The organism is Shewanella morhuae (assembly GCF_900156405.1).
Lineage (GTDB): Bacteria > Pseudomonadota > Gammaproteobacteria > Enterobacterales > Shewanellaceae > Shewanella > Shewanella morhuae.
The window spans coordinates 82,509-95,765 of sequence record NZ_FTNN01000013.1 but is presented as its reverse complement, the minus strand read 5'-3'; the positions used below and the strand labels follow the sequence as shown (position 1 = coordinate 95,765).

Genomic DNA, 13,257 nt, shown 5'->3' with positions numbered 1-13,257 from the left:
GTACTAAGCCTAAGTACGTGAGCAAGCTCAGCACTTAGGCTAAGTTTAAAAGTACCAAATTATTAAATCACTCTGTGTATTCAAATACTTTAACCACTTTACGTACACCAGCGGTATTACGGGCAATATCAACGGCTAAGTCTGCTTGCGAACGATGGATAACACCGAGCAAGAAAACTTCTCCATTTTCAGTAATGACTTTAATCCGTGTTACATCTAAATCCTTTTCGTTAAGCATGCGGCCTTTTACTTTGGTCGTAACCCAAGTGTCGTTACTGCGTGTGGTGAACGAAGTCGGGTTACCGATACGGATCTGATTATGGATCTTGCCGCCTAGCTTTAGATCTTGTACAACCTTAATCGCTTTATCTCTTAACGTAGAGTTGGGCGCTTGGCCTATCATAAGCACATTGCCATTGACTGACACACCAGTGATATTCGTTTGTTTTTTAAGATCTTCTTGTTCTAGCAGTGCACTAGTGATCCTAAAATCCGTATTGGTATCATCGATCTGAGTCTTAACGGTGCGTTCGTCATTGGCCATCATAGCGCCACTCACTGCGCCCACCATAACAGCACCGGCGCAGCCTTGTAGCAGCAAGCAAACTATTAACAGTGGGGCAGCGTATCTCATTGCTGCTCGTCCTGCGGGAAGAGTGTGCGGTCAATATTGTCACACAGGCAGTGGATCACCAATAAATGCACTTCTTGAATGCGTGCGGTGACGTTTGAGGGTACACGTATTTCCACATCACCCACGCTCATCAGGCCCGCCATCGCGCCACCATCTTTACCCGTTAGCGCAACAATCGTCATGTCGCGGCTTAATGCGGCTTCCATGGCTTTAATTATGTTACCTGAGTTACCGCTGGTAGAAATTGCCAGCAGAATGTCACCAGGTTGACCTAAGGCTAAGATTTGTTTTGAGAAAATCTCATCATAGCTATAGTCGTTGGCGATGGCTGTAATGGTCGATGTGTCGGTAGACAGGGCGATAGCCGGTAAGGGTGGACGCTCAATCTCGTAGCGATTGAGTAGCTCAGCAGAAAAGTGCTGTGCATCTCCAGCACTGCCGCCGTTACCACAGGCAAGAATTTTATGGCCACCCAAAAGACAGTGCACCATCATCTCTGCCGCTTTGGCGATAGATTCTGGCAGTGCTTCGGCTGCATCGATTTTTGTCTGGATAGATTCAGTAAAGCTGTCTTTAATGCGTTCTAACATGGATAAATCCTTTCGGGATAAAGTGTTGCTATCATGCCATATTTCCGCGCGGGAGTTGAGGCACAGACGTTAAAAATAATTTGTATTATCACTCTTTGGCTTTTGCTGTTTAAAAAGCATCAATCAGCCAATGAATTTGCTCGGTCTCTATCGCGATGACATCAAAACGGCAGGGCACATCGAGCCGATTAAGTTGTAAATAATGGCTAGCAGCCTTACGAATTCGGGTCATTTGTGCACGACTTAATGCTTGTAATGCACCGCCATATAGATTTGCCGAGCGATACTTCACTTCGACAAATACCCAATGGCTTTTATGGCGCATGATGAGATCAATTTCGCCAAACGGATAGCGGACATTGCGTTCGACAAACGTTAAACCTTGTTGTTCAAGGTAATGTTGGGCGTGTGCTTCTGCTTGCTGTCCGAGTGTCATAACTGACGAAAACTGCCTCTTTGGTAACGTCCCCAGCTTAATTGACGGTTAACTATGCCATCAGGGCTCACCGATAATGCGCCACTACGGCCATTGTATTGGTAACCTGTAAAGGATCGCATTTGTGCCAAACGGCCAATCAAGTCCATTGCATCATAACCCATTACAAACAAACGCTTCTGGTTGTTATTCCAGCTAGGGAATAAAGTTTTGACCATCAGGTTTTCTTCGCCGTTCTGCATCAACCACGGCGCATCACTTAAGGTTAAATTATTTAAATCTTGTGCTGTTTGGGTACTTTCGTTCTCAACTCGACTGCGGCTTGATGTGTATAGCGGTACAGGCTGAGTGAACACACTGAAATTAACGTCAATAAATGCCTTTAATAAGGTAAGATCTTGCGGCGTCGAAATCATATAAATGGCATCGATATCTTGGCGCGAGCGGAAGTCTGCTTGTACAGAGTTACCCACCAGTTCTTTAATGCGGGCAATGCGGGCTTGGCTCTCACGCACACCGAGGGCATCTTGCACTGTGGTTTTCATTTGGTCGCCGCCATCGTAGTAATAGACTTCGACCGCGTTGTCGCTTTTCTTTTTCCACGCTTGAATAAAGCTCTCGGCCATACGCTTGCCCAGTGCATCATTACTGGCGAGTAGTAATGGCTTTGTTACGCCATCTTGATATAAATGCTCCGCCGCATCGGCCGCCTCTTGTGCGGGTGATAGTGCAAAGTAAAACTTCGTTGGATCTGGGGTAAACTTATCCACTTGATTTAAAAATAATTGTGGCACCGGCGGCGCGATAGCCACGGTATTGGCTATTTTTTCTGGATTGGTAGTATTAGCGGCGTTGGCCGCTGCATTAATGGTGGCAGCGTTCGTCGCATTCATCACTTGCAGTTGTTCAATTTCAGTTGGTAGTAATGGGCCAATAATAAACTCGGCACCTGCAGCAACAGCTTGTTGATAAGCTCTGGCGGCATCGTCGGCGGTATCAAAAAAGTTAACAGCGACGTGATCGTTTTGCTTCGCCATATAACTGGCGAGTATGCCTTGGCGAATCGCATTGGCGGCGTTAGCTCTTGAACCAGTCAGTGGTAATAGCACAGCAATGTTTTTCGGTGTAAACGGCTTCGCATTTAAAGCTCGGTCTAAATCGGCAGGTAATTTGGCTGCAGCAGGATGATAAGGATTTTGCTTTTGCCATTCGCCTAAGTAGCGCACTAATTGAGAGGGGTCAACGGCGTAATGCTTAGCGATATAAGCCAGTTGTAACCAACCGGTAAATACCGGATTTTTAGCCTCTTGGGTAAAAGCTTTTAGTGTTTGTTCGTGCATCGGCTGCAGCACTTGCCAAATAGTATTGTTCACTTCGCTAGCTTGGGCAGGGGGTAAGTAAGTCGCCAGTAAACTCAACTCACGCACTTGTTCAATTGGTTGTTTATTTAATTGGTATAAATGCGCTTTAAACTGGTGATAGGCCGTCATCTGCCAGCTTGGTAGACTCCAATTGCTTGGATAATTTAAGATTTTAAGAGCATCACTATAGGTAGATGTGTGTTCAAGCACACGCGCCGTTAAGTATTTATGTTCGGCCAGTAGTGTTGGACTTTGAGTCAAGCTTGGCTGTATTGATTTAAGCAGTTTCTGCGCCGCGGCGTAGTCATTGGCATTTATATAGGCATGAGCCGCCAGCAGTAAGTTGGTATCGCGTTGCTGCGCCTCCTTGCTATTAGCTGCTTGAGCTAAATAGACATTTGCCGCCAAGGGTGCAGCTGCTAATGAGGTCGCAACCGTTGTGGTCGTTCCAGTGGAATTGGGCGATGAAACACCACAACCCGCCAAGATTACCGATAAAATGGCCACGGAAACGAACTTAGTTGTATTCAGGCTTTTTAACACTGGGCTTCACTCTGGTAAGATGCGGCCTCTAGTTTAACCTTCTCTCGCGCTTGACGAAAGTCTTGGCATGTCATTACAGAGGTATATATGGACCAAAGCGTCGCACTCTACATAGTTCCTACTCCCATAGGTAATTTGGGCGATATGAGCTCACGGGCAATAGAGGTGCTGAATCGGGTTTCATTGATCGCTTGTGAAGATACTCGCCACAGCGGTAAGTTATTGAGTCATTTCGGTATTACCACAAAAACTACGGCGCTGCATGATCACAATGAGCGCGCGCGCGCGCAGTGGATAGTGGATCAGCTTGCCGCTGGGTTATCGATCGCCCTAATTTCAGATGCGGGTACGCCGTTGATTTCCGATCCTGGATACCATTTAGTCTCCCATGTGCGTCAATCAGGCTTTAATGTGATCCCTTTACCTGGCCCTTGTGCGGCGATTACCGCCCTGAGTGCATCTGGTTTACCATCAGATCGTTTCACCTTTGAAGGTTTTCTGCCATCAAAAGAAAAAGCCCGTGCTGATAAGTTATTGGCATTAAAAGAAGATCCACGCACGTTGATTTTTTATGAGTCACCACATCGCATAGAGCATAGCTTAACGACTATGGTTGAAGTGCTGGGCAGCGATCGCCATGTGGTGATGGCGCGTGAAGTGACTAAAACCTTTGAAACTTTTTTATCTGGCCCAGTGTCAGAAGTGCTCGCTAAAGTGAGCACAGATCCTAACCAGCAGAAGGGAGAAATCGTGCTGATGGTGCATGGTCACCATGTGAGTGATGACGAAGGCATCCCTACGGTGGCAATTAATACGCTTAAACTCTTGTGCGAAGAATTGCCGCTGAAGAAAGCCGCTGCAATTGCCGCGCAAATTCATGGACTTAAAAAGAATGCTCTGTATAAATATGGCCTAGAGTCTGATTTATAAGCGCTAAAACTACCGCAAGCGGATTATCTGTGGTGCATCAGGGTGGCTTAGGCTATAATCCGCGCCGAGTTGGCCAGACAGTCGCCGCGTTCAATAGAACGGGGAGGAAAGTCCGGGCTCCAAAGAGCGGGGTGCCAGGTAACGCCTGGGCGGTGTGAACCGACGACAAGTGCAACAGAGAGTAGACCGCCTGCCTGATTTATCAGGTCGGTAAGGGTGAAAGGGTGCGGTAAGAGCGCACCGTGCGGCTAGCAATAGTTCGTAGCAAGGTAAACTCCACCCGGAGCAAGACCAAATAGGGTTCCGTATGGCGTGGCTCGCGTTGGAACCGGGTAGGTCGCTTGAGCCTGTGAGCGATTGCAGGCCTAGATGAATGACTGTCCAAGACAGGACCCGGCTTATCGGCCAACTCACCTCATTCAATAAAAAGCCCGTTTGTCTTTTAAAGACAAACGGGCTTTTTATTACTTAAATAACAATTCATATCACTCAATATCTTAGCGGGATCATTCCAGCCTATTATACCTATCGTCACAATTATGCGACTGGTGCTGTATACCTATTTTAATACAGCGATACTTCAAAAAGCCTTCCCTAGAACCGTATTCACATATTTTTGAGATACTTTTTGTTAGATGTTTAGAGTTTGGTTATCCACCGCAAACCAAACAGGCTACGTACTAACTTGACGGTGCTGTTATGGCGCAGCTGAAACAAGCAACCAAGACCAAAACTCATCACTAAACCAGGCGTTGACCCCATAAAAGTACGAATATGGTGCGTCAGTCGTTGGCTATTTGCCTGTAGCTGTTCATTTTGCAGCCGGCTTTGCTCTGTTAGCTCAGCGAGTGTTACCTGCTGCTTTTTCAGTAAGCGTTGAATGAGCATGTTGAGTTTCCTGTTCTTGTGGTGTGGTAAAGAACAAAAGGCGTAGCTGCTGCCAAGTATTTGAAAAGCCGACTTGTGAAAGCACATAGCTAAGGCTGCGCCAGCACCAGAATAATAGAATAAATTGCAATATCACTAAAGTAGACGCGGTGATTAATACTGAGTGGCTTAGCTGAAATAGCAAATAACCTAGCACTAACAATATGCTGCCCCAAAATAGGATTATGCCAGCACCAAAGCAAACTACTAATGCTGCAGCGATGATAAGGCTGCGGCCGCTAAGTTGCCACTCTGCGCTAGCTATTTTCTCAACCAGCATTAACTGATTAATATAGTTTTGCTTTACTGAATGACCTAGCGCAGCTATCAATGATAGTTGCTCTATGGCTTGCTCTACCGTGCTATTTTGGGGCGACTGCGTAGGTGCAGCCTGCCCCGTACCCGTATAAATAGGTTGGGTTGGTTTTTGCGCAGGAGCGGTAGAGCTTTCACGGCTATGCATAATGTAATCTTAGCGACGACGTAATAAAGCTGTTAACAGCGCACCTGCTGCAAATGCGATCCCTGCAGTAGCGAGTGGGTTTTGTACGGCAAACTCACGTGTTTTACTGTATGAATCGTGTAGCTGTTGTTTGATTTCCTCTTGCTTATGAGCAAGAGTTTCTTGTGAGCTCGCGGCTGTTTTCCGCAACGCATCTTCAGCGGAGGCGGCTTTTACTGCTACAGCATCAACGGCATGGTGCGTTGCTTCAGTGGCTTTTGCTGTAACGGGTGCGGTAACGAGTGAATCTACAGTGGCAGTGGTGTTAGCGTCATTTGTTGTACTTTTTGAGCTGGCCATAGGAGCCTCCTTGGAAAACACTTAAAAATACAGCAACATACTGTACTTGACTTTAATAATAGCAATCGATGTGCCATATTATATAAGTGTTTAATAACAGTTGCTTAGCTTGGTTTTCCCTTGATGGATGTTGCACTGTTACTGTAGAAGTTACCTATTTTGAGTAATTTTTACCTATCGAATGATAAGTGAAGGACGTCATCAATAATGGTTGTACTTTGTACTGTAACTAAGACATGACGACAATATGTTCAATTTTTTGCTTAAGGCATGCTTATAAATTGGGTCAGTTTCAATATCTCGTCTGCGATCACCATTTATCGTGAAAAATGTCAGCAATGTTTTGCTTTATTAATTTAAGAGAATCGGTCGTGCCTCTGGCATAGTGTGCTAATGCAGTGCTTTTATTTACAGTTAATTTAATGCTTTAAAATTAATGTTTTAGCTGTTAATCAGACAGTTTTTGTCGGCCTGATTAAGGCAGGGCGCGTTAATACTTAAAAACTCTGCTTTACTAAGAATCGCCATTCCCAGCTATTGGTTGCCTCCCCTCCAGTGTAAGGGACTGAGAAATCAATATGTGCAACGTTGCCATAGCTAGACCGTGAAGAATAAATCCGTGCACCAATGCCTATACTACCCAGTGGGCCGCTGACCTCATTATTATCGGCGAGTTGACCACCAGAGGCTTGGCCAAAATCGGTAAATACTGCCCAGCCGATTTCAGCCAGTTGGTATAAATTAATATTGGGGTAGTTGCGTATCTCAGCGGTGAGCAACCATTGATTATCCCCTTGTTGATATTCATTAGGATAACCGCGTATGCCAGTTTCATCTCCTAGTCCTTTGGTGAGATCCAGATAAGTATTTTGTGAAAGGCTAGCCCAAGCTTTACCGTAAGCCGTCCACTTAGGATGAATTTGATAGAAATATTCAGCTTGAATATCCACTGTGTAAGTGTCTTTTTGGCTGGTAGCGATGGTACTTGTACCGCCCATTTCTAATAGCCATAGCTGATCATCAAACTTATAACCACCAGTACTTTGCCACTTAAAGTGATAGCCAACGGGGCTATTGTTGTCAACGTCATTGGTTTCTAGGCCGAGTTGCACGTAGTGGTGCCATCCTAGGTTAAAGTCTTCATTATTAGTAATGAGATGCACGTTATTGAGTACATAGAAATCGTCTTGAATAAACTCGTAGCCGACCCAAGGATACATAAAGTCCCTATCTTGGGGGAGCATGGATGCAGGATAGAGTTCAGTGTTGGCGAACTCATGTTTATCTTGTGTCACGCCAGTAATAATGCGGGACAGATGTTCACTATTTTTATTAATTAACCAGCCATATTGTAGATTTAGATAATCAATGGTGTGCTCGAATTCATTCACATCCTCACCATTTTGCTTCAGCGTATCGATACGGTTCTCATCTAAAAACTCTGCTGAATACATGGTATTAGTATTAAGTGAATAGAATGGCTTACTGACATAAACGTGTTTGGCTTGGCCGTCACTATTATCATAAAATTCGGCTGCAAGGATACCGTGCTTGATAATGCTGAGTGGGGCTTCAAAGGCAAAGGCATAGCCGTTACGGGATTCATTCGATTGGTATTTGAGGCGGGTGCGTATACCTGTTCCAAATAAGTTATCTTCTTTGACGCCAAAAGAATAACGAGTATCACCGCCTGAGCTACTCAAACTTGCTGTAGGGAGTAAAGACCAGTTATCCCAGGTTTCGACGACAACAGATTCAACTGCCGGATCGGTATCGGCTTCGGGATCTTTTTCGGCAACATAAATTTTAGCATCGCGAATGTAGGGAACCGCACGTAGAAGCCGTTGGGATTCGTCGAGATCTTTTTGGCTGATACTATCAGTTTCGTTAAACGTCAGATTATCGAGAACCACATATTCTTTAGTATTAATATGTAAGGCGTTAGCCCAGCGGTGGATAAAAAAAGCATCGGGAGCCGATTCATCAAAAATGGGGTTATTAACCACGACTATTTTGCTGATTTTTTTAGTTTCTGGAATTTTTGATTCAGACTTAATGGCTTCTGCTAGGGCTACATTGAGACAACTGCTAATGCAGCAAGGTAGAATGCATGCATACTGGACGAATTTCTGCATAAAAGGCCACTCCGATGAAATTGGCGACTGCAGTAAAAATAATTTTACTCTGCAATTTACAATTTAATAACACACGGAAAGTGGCAGCTCGTCAAGGAAATAGTAAAATAAGTTTCTTATTTTACTTAATGTTAGCTTAAGAATGTTGCAGGGTAGTACGCTGCCGCTATATTCAAACTTGTTACAAGGTTCGTCTAGGTGGTACGGCGACATTAGCAAAGATAAGCCCCGCAATCAGTGACATAAAAATTAGGAAAATTTGCGATCCAATGTGTGATTGATTGAGCATAGTCTCACCAGAAATCAACGCATTGAGTCCGATATAAGTTTTACTGCCAGGCACTAAGATGACGATGCCTTGCAGCAATGCAATGGAGGCGGGCGCTTTCATCCAGCGGGCAAAAAGGTTGGAGTATATCCCTACGGCTAAAGCGCCAAAAAAAATCCCCACCGAATCACCAAAATAATGTCCCCCCAGCATGGCTGAGAAAAACGCGACAATTCCCGCTAATACGCCCCAAGGCGAATCTTGCATCCGCGCCTTGAAGATAAACACTAATGCCATCGATAAAATCGGCACCGCTGACCAAATCGCCCAACGTGGCAAGCCTTCTGGTTCTGTATGAATCGCTTCACCAAATGCGGCGATACCGATTGCCATGCCGAGTACTGCACCAAAGTACAACTTAAACAATTGCATAGTCGCATCCATAATGCGTGCAGTTCCTGAAATTAAATCTCGGGCGGCGAGTTCGGCTAAACCTAGGGTTAATGCCAAACCGGGAATAAAAATAATGATGGAGGAGAGGATCACCACTGGGATATTAATATTGGGATCGATTCGCGCTATACCACAGGCGGCAACGGCACAAAGAATAGTCGCAAAGGGTTCGAGCACCTCGGCCATGCGCGCTGAACGTTCGGCGCGGTATACCAAGCCATAAACTAACAAACCTAACAGTCCTGACCAAAACACATCGTTCCAGCCAGTGCCCATCAACATGGCAAAGGCTGCGGCTGCCGTACCAAAAGAAAAACAGGTTAATACTGGGCCATAGGGATTAGGCTTATTGGCAATTTCTTCGAGGCGATCTAAGGCTTCTGCTAAGGTGCGTTTGCCTGACGTCAATTCATCAACTAACTCGTCGGTACGGGCGAGTGAGCCGAGATCGAGCTCGCCGGGTTTGACTCGAGCCGCGTGGTTATATTCTTGATCGGTATCGTGTTGCAATACAAAAGTCATCGATGTGGGCGAAATCAAAAAATAGCCTTCGATACCTAAGGTGCGGGCGACGGTTTGTAAATGGGTTTCTAGCCGATAGGCGGGGGTGCCAAATTTATGTAAAGCCTTGCCTAGCTTGATGATAAATCTGCGTTTTTCGATAAACTCGTCGTTATCCAATCGGGGTATTCACTGTATAAAAAATTGTCGGGAATGACGCGCGCATATTAACCGATATTTTCGTTAAAAGGTTAATGCCTTTTAGCGAAAATATAAATAAATTACTGAATTGTTACCGCTCGGGCTATAGTCTGTTTTTTGATACAGGGAGATATCTATGTCGATGATGGTAACTGGCCTTTACGCTGGCCTTACGGGATTACTCACCGTAGCTTTAGCTTATCGAGTCGTAAAATTAAGAAGAAGCCACAAGATTGGCCTTGGGGATAGTGGTAATAGCGCGCTTTCCTTGGCATGCAGAGTCCATGCTAACCTGATGGAAAATGCGCCTATTGTATTGATTTTAATGCTGGTGGCTGAGTCGGCTGGTTTGCCTGTATTCTATTTGCATTGCTTTGGTACTGTGTGGATAGTCGCACGCTTACTGCATGCTATTGGGTTAACTCACGGCCAAGGTGGTTATCATTTTGGTCGTTTTTGGGGCGTGTTACTCACTTGGCTAGTGATTATCAGTTTAGCGTTGGTGGATATGGTGTATTTTATCCAAGGGCTGGCAAAGGGAGGATGGTAGTCTTACAGGGGGGATTCGCCCTAGGCCATATCCATAGCGGATTTAAGGGTATTGCACTTAGGGCTTAAATACCCTCCAGCACACCTTGGTTGATGTTTTTTTAATCGTACTTATCCTTCGTTGCCTGCTATACTCCGCGTCCCTAAATTGGCATCGCTCTTTCTGTGCTGCCTTTATTTGACATTACGTTTTCGGGTCATACACGATGCAAGTTGAATCCACACTCTTTAGTCATCCCAAGTATTGGGCTACAGGCGACAGTACTGCGCCTTTCTTACCTATGTCTCGCAAGGAGATGGATAAGCTAGGCTGGGATAGCTGTGACGTTATCATAGTCACAGGCGATGCTTATGTGGATCATCCAAGCTTTGGTATGGCAGTGATCGGCCGAATGCTAGAAGCGCAGGGCTATCGTGTGGGAATTATTTCTCAGCCCGATTGGTCGAGTAAAGATGCCTTTATGCAACTGGGCCGACCAAACCTGTTTTTCGGCGTAACCGCTGGCAACATGGATTCAATGATCAACCGTTATACCGCTGACCGCCGTTTACGTTCTGACGACGCTTATACCGCCGGAGATATTGGCGGTAAGCGCCCCGATCGTGCTGTGACCGTATACACCCAACGTTGTAAAGAAGCCTTTAAAGATGTACCGGTGATCATCGGCGGTATCGAGGCTAGTTTACGCCGTATCGCCCACTACGATTATTGGTCTGACAAAGTGCGTCGTAGTGTGATTTTTGATGCAAAGGCCGATTTGCTGATGTATGGCAATGCCGAGCGTCCTTTAGTTGAAGTCGCGCGTCGTTTAGCAGCTGGTGAACCGATTAGTTCGCTGCACGATGTGCGTGGCACAGCCGTTATCCGTAAAGAGCCATTACCAGAATGGCGTGGTATGGACTCGCGCAAGATTGACCAACTGCATAAAATCGAACCACTGCAAAACCCTTATGGTGGCGATGATGTAGGTTGTACTAACTTATCTGGCCCATCGGATGTAAAGATTTTTGACAACGAAGCGCCTAGAGCTATTAGTGTACAACCTCCGCGCCCTAAGCCATGGGATAAAACCTATGTGTTGCTGCCTGCATTTGAAAAAGTCTCTGAAGACAAATATTTATACGCCCATGCTTCGCGGATTTTACATCAAGAGCAAAACCCAGGCTGTGCTCGTGCGCTATTTCAGCCCCACGGCGACCGCGCTGTTTGGGTCAATCCGCCTGCATGGCCGCTTAATACCGATGAAATGGACGCGGTATTTGATTTAGCCTATCAACGTGTACCACATCCGATTTATGGCAAGGATAAAATCCCTGCTTACGACATGATTAAAACCTCAATTAATATCATGCGTGGTTGCTTTGGAGGCTGCTCTTTCTGTTCGATTACCGAGCATGAAGGCCGAATTATTCAAAGTCGCTCACAAGAGTCGATTGTTAAAGAAATCAAAGATATTCAGCAAAAAATCCCGGGATTTAAAGGTGTTATTTCTGACTTAGGTGGTCCAACTGCTAACATGTATCGCTTAGGTTGTACTAGCGAGAAAGCTGAAAAAACCTGCCGCCGTTTATCTTGCGTATTCCCATCAATTTGTGGCCACTTAGGCACAGATCATAAACACACTATCGACTTGTACCGTGCGGCGCGCGCTGTGCCAGGTATTAAGAAGGTGTTAATTGCATCGGGTGTGCGTTATGACTTGGCAATTGAAAACCCAGAGTATGTTAAAGAATTAGTGCAGCACCATGTTGGCGGTTATTTAAAAATTGCCCCTGAGCATACCGAAGAAGGGCCGCTCAATAAGATGATGAAACCTGGCATGGGCGCCTACAATAAGTTTAAAGAACTGTTTGACAAGTTCTCGAAAGAAGCGGGCAAAGAGCAGTTTTTAATCCCGTACTTTATTTCGGCGCATCCGGGCACGACTGACGAAGATATGGTGAATTTAGCGCTGTGGTTGAAGGAACGTAAGTTCAAGCTCGATCAAGTACAAAATTTTTATCCGTCACCCATGGCCAATGCGACCACGATTTATCATACCGAGTTAAACTCGCTGAAAAACGTCAAGCACACCAGTGAAGTAGTCCCAGTGCCGAAAAAAGGTCGCCAACGTCGTTTGCACAAAGCCTTGCTGCGTTATCACGATCCGGCGGGTTGGCCATTGATCCGTGAAGGATTAACCGCCATGGGGCGTGAGGATTTAATAGGTAATAGTCCGCATCAATTAGTGCCACCAGAAGGTCGTAATGAACGCGGGCCTAAGTGGATGAAAGACGCTAACCAAGGTCAAAAAGCCTTCACGCGCTTTTCGGGTAATCAGTTTGATGACCGTAAAGGCGATGGTAAATCTAAAGGTTCGGCTAAAGGTGGTGCTCAGGCTAACGCAGAATCAAAACCTGTCATTAAAGGTGGAAAACCCGCCGCGAATGGCGCTAAGCCTGCGGGATCTAAACCTAGTGGATCTAAGCCCATCGGAGCCAATTCGGGCCGTCCTGGCGCTAAAGCGCCCTTTGGTCAGTCAGGTTTTAAGTCAAACTCCCAAGCTAAAGGCGGTACTCAAGCCCAGAGCGGTGCAGGGATAAAAGGTATAAATCCATCAAGAAGTGGTGGTAAAGCTGCGGGTAAACCCTCTCAAGGTAATCAACAGGTTAAGTAATCACTTTTTAGCTGCCGACCAATATAACAAGGCCATTCCAGAACGTGGAGTGGCCTTGTAGCATGATTATCCCGCAACACCCTATCTAATCACTTTTTTACCGCGAGTCTGCCTTGCTGAAATATGTCCATGCTTTGCCTTAAATAAGCAGATACAGGCGCGTTATCGTCTGAGCTTTGTGCTTAATACTACCAGTTACTATTTATCGGTAAATTATCAAAAACGAGAAGCAGACGATAAAATAGTCCGTAGCTGGTATCACTAGATGAA

At 45.6% G+C, this 13,257-nt stretch carries 12 protein-coding genes and 1 other RNA gene; 4 read left to right on the top strand and 9 right to left on the bottom strand.

Annotated features, from left to right (window positions below):
• Nucleotides 1-67 precede the first annotated feature (67 nt).
• From dolP to BW947_RS14665, 4 genes are all read right to left on the bottom strand, one after another.
• On the bottom strand, nucleotides 68-634 hold the full coding sequence (dolP, locus tag BW947_RS14680; protein ID WP_076500815.1) for a division/outer membrane stress-associated lipid-binding lipoprotein: 567 nt from the start codon (nucleotides 632-634) through the stop codon (nucleotides 68-70).
• Entirely contained in the window at nucleotides 631-1,224 is a 594-nt protein-coding gene (locus BW947_RS14675; protein WP_076500813.1) for a phosphoheptose isomerase, read from the bottom strand. The genes dolP and BW947_RS14675 overlap by 4 nt, the downstream gene beginning before the upstream one ends.
• A gap of 109 nt (nucleotides 1,225-1,333) precedes the next feature.
• Complete coding sequence (locus BW947_RS14670) at nucleotides 1,334-1,660, bottom strand: YraN family protein (RefSeq protein ID WP_076500812.1); 327 nt, start codon at nucleotides 1,658-1,660, stop codon at nucleotides 1,334-1,336.
• The gene (locus BW947_RS14665; protein WP_076500810.1) at nucleotides 1,657-3,564 is read right to left on the bottom strand and encodes a penicillin-binding protein activator; all 1,908 of its coding nucleotides are present in this window, start codon (nucleotides 3,562-3,564) and stop codon (nucleotides 1,657-1,659) included. Before BW947_RS14665 ends, BW947_RS14670 begins: the two co-directional genes overlap by 4 nt.
• Before the next feature lie 87 nt (nucleotides 3,565-3,651).
• Here BW947_RS14665 and rsmI point away from each other — a divergent pair, with 87 nt between their 5' ends.
• Both rsmI and rnpB read left to right on the top strand, forming a co-directional pair.
• Nucleotides 3,652-4,494, top strand: a complete 843-nt coding sequence (gene rsmI / locus BW947_RS14660) for a 16S rRNA (cytidine(1402)-2'-O)-methyltransferase (protein WP_076500808.1) — start codon at nucleotides 3,652-3,654, stop codon at nucleotides 4,492-4,494.
• A gap of 65 nt (nucleotides 4,495-4,559) precedes the next feature.
• An RNA gene (gene rnpB / locus BW947_RS14655) (RNase P RNA component class A) lies at nucleotides 4,560-4,911 on the top strand.
• Nucleotides 4,912-5,133: 222 nt separating this feature from the next.
• Here rnpB and BW947_RS14650 read toward each other — a convergent pair.
• The 5 genes from BW947_RS14650 to BW947_RS14630 all read right to left on the bottom strand — a co-directional run bounded on the left by BW947_RS14650 (nucleotide 5,134) and on the right by BW947_RS14630 (nucleotide 9,760).
• Nucleotides 5,134-5,382 carry a hypothetical protein gene (locus BW947_RS14650; protein WP_076500806.1) on the bottom strand — a complete coding sequence of 83 codons (249 nt, stop codon included), beginning with the start codon at nucleotides 5,380-5,382 and terminating at the stop codon, nucleotides 5,134-5,136.
• Entirely contained in the window at nucleotides 5,336-5,884 is a 549-nt protein-coding gene (locus tag BW947_RS14645) for a hypothetical protein (RefSeq protein WP_076500804.1), read from the bottom strand. Before BW947_RS14645 ends, BW947_RS14650 begins: the two co-directional genes overlap by 47 nt.
• 9 nt (nucleotides 5,885-5,893) lie before the next feature.
• Nucleotides 5,894-6,223: a DUF883 domain-containing protein gene (locus BW947_RS14640; protein ID WP_076500802.1), complete on the bottom strand. Its 330-nt coding sequence runs from the start codon at nucleotides 6,221-6,223 to the stop codon at nucleotides 5,894-5,896.
• Nucleotides 6,224-6,720: 497 nt separating this feature from the next.
• Nucleotides 6,721-8,358, bottom strand: coding sequence for a BamA/TamA family outer membrane protein (locus BW947_RS14635; protein WP_076500800.1), 1,638 nt, complete (start codon nucleotides 8,356-8,358; stop codon nucleotides 6,721-6,723).
• A 181-nt stretch (nucleotides 8,359-8,539) separates the two neighbouring features.
• Nucleotides 8,540-9,760 carry a threonine/serine exporter family protein gene (locus BW947_RS14630; protein WP_076500798.1) on the bottom strand — a complete coding sequence of 407 codons (1,221 nt, stop codon included), beginning with the start codon at nucleotides 9,758-9,760 and terminating at the stop codon, nucleotides 8,540-8,542.
• A 157-nt stretch (nucleotides 9,761-9,917) separates the two neighbouring features.
• Between BW947_RS14630 and BW947_RS14625 the strand changes: the two genes are divergently transcribed.
• Nucleotides 9,918-10,331 (top strand): MAPEG family protein, encoded by a 414-nt coding sequence (locus BW947_RS14625; protein ID WP_076500796.1) that lies wholly within the window; start codon nucleotides 9,918-9,920, stop codon nucleotides 10,329-10,331.
• 205 nt (nucleotides 10,332-10,536) lie between these two features.
• Nucleotides 10,537-12,987, top strand: a complete 2,451-nt coding sequence (locus tag BW947_RS14620) for a YgiQ family radical SAM protein (RefSeq protein ID WP_076500794.1) — start codon at nucleotides 10,537-10,539, stop codon at nucleotides 12,985-12,987.
• Nucleotides 12,988-13,257: the final 270 nt, after the last annotated feature.

Excerpts from the sequence above, each read along its gene's own strand:
- BW947_RS14625 (WP_076500796.1), top strand. The coding sequence starts at position 9,918 with ATGTCGATGATGGTAACTGGCCTTTACGCTGGCCTTACGGGATTACTC.
- BW947_RS14675 (WP_076500813.1), bottom strand. The coding sequence starts at position 1,224 with ATGTTAGAACGCATTAAAGACAGCTTTACTGAATCTATCCAGACAAAA.
- dolP (WP_076500815.1), bottom strand. The coding sequence starts at position 634 with ATGAGATACGCTGCCCCACTGTTAATAGTTTGCTTGCTGCTACAAGGC.
- rsmI (WP_076500808.1), top strand. The coding sequence starts at position 3,652 with ATGGACCAAAGCGTCGCACTCTACATAGTTCCTACTCCCATAGGTAAT.
- BW947_RS14640 (WP_076500802.1), bottom strand. The coding sequence starts at position 6,223 with ATGGCCAGCTCAAAAAGTACAACAAATGACGCTAACACCACTGCCACT.
- BW947_RS14650 (WP_076500806.1), bottom strand. The coding sequence starts at position 5,382 with ATGCTCATTCAACGCTTACTGAAAAAGCAGCAGGTAACACTCGCTGAG.
- BW947_RS14635 (WP_076500800.1), bottom strand. The coding sequence starts at position 8,358 with ATGCAGAAATTCGTCCAGTATGCATGCATTCTACCTTGCTGCATTAGC.
- BW947_RS14620 (WP_076500794.1), top strand. The coding sequence starts at position 10,537 with ATGCAAGTTGAATCCACACTCTTTAGTCATCCCAAGTATTGGGCTACA.
- BW947_RS14645 (WP_076500804.1), bottom strand. The coding sequence starts at position 5,884 with ATGCATAGCCGTGAAAGCTCTACCGCTCCTGCGCAAAAACCAACCCAA.
- BW947_RS14670 (WP_076500812.1), bottom strand. The coding sequence starts at position 1,660 with ATGACACTCGGACAGCAAGCAGAAGCACACGCCCAACATTACCTTGAA.